Consider the following 1,024-nt stretch of genomic DNA (forward strand, 5'->3'; position numbering starts at 1 on the left):
TGTCATTGTATTTATCCTAGTTTTTTTGATAAGGCAGAAATGCTACCCTCATAACTTGGTAAAGTCAAAGAAAAATGTATACAAAATAATCTATACCTGTAAATAAGTACACTTATGACATCTACGGGCGTACGGCAACGCGTGAGTTTGATACTGACTTCTCGAAAGAGGGGGCTGAGCGTATAGATACCTACCGCCGAAATAGCTATGGTAATATTGAGCATGAAGATAGAAACTTTACGGGCGATGATTTGCCAATTAACCAATACATTACTCGTGAATTTGATTTGTATGGTCGTGAGGCGATAAGAAGAGTCTTCGACAGCCAAGATCGCTTAACCTCTAAAAACGTGCATAAATTTGATTTATATAATCAAGTTAGAGAAAGCACGTCCTACTCTAATGAAGATACCATTAACATTCGCTCAATCTTTTTGCGTGATGAGTACGGTAGAATGAAAGTAGATGGTCGTGATCGCAATTTAGACGGCGAGTTGAACTTAGGCGATACTTGGAGAACGTATTCTTATAACGATCAAGGTCAAGCATATAAAGTTACCGATACCCACGCAAATGGCACTGTAACACCAACTATTTGGGTATATGATGACTTCGGACGCCGTTATTATACCTATCAGGATTTTAATAATAATGAGCAGTGGGATAACGGTGAAACCAAGCACTTGGATACTTATCACAGCACCAATGTCCGTGATGAAGTTCACCGCTTTGTTGCACCGGATGGAGAAAACCCAACGTATATTATGAAGTTTGTGTATATCAACGCAGGCGATCAAGGTACACACATTGGTACGCTAGATGCCCCACAAGGTAAGGAATTCAAGTCATTCAACTACAACGTTTACGGCTCAGTAGTATCTTCTAACGAAGACTACACCACCGAAAACTGGCATCGTTTCTTCGACAAAGTGGGCGACAAGATTGAGGTCATCAATATGGCAGACGCCCGAGCCTCCACCGTGATTACCTTGGACAACGATGTGCTAAGCAAAATCACCGGCTC

The 1,024-nt window shown here is 41.2% G+C and carries 1 protein-coding gene; it reads left to right on the top strand.

The features are described 5' to 3' along the window. Positions 1–251: 251 nt before the first annotated feature. On the top strand, positions 252–1,024 hold a 773-nt coding region (locus tag ACERCF_RS12475; protein ID WP_373625785.1), incomplete at its 3' end, for a hypothetical protein.

This window comes from Mannheimia kashgarensis (assembly GCF_041807705.1).
In the GTDB taxonomy this organism is placed as follows: domain Bacteria; phylum Pseudomonadota; class Gammaproteobacteria; order Enterobacterales; family Pasteurellaceae; genus Mannheimia.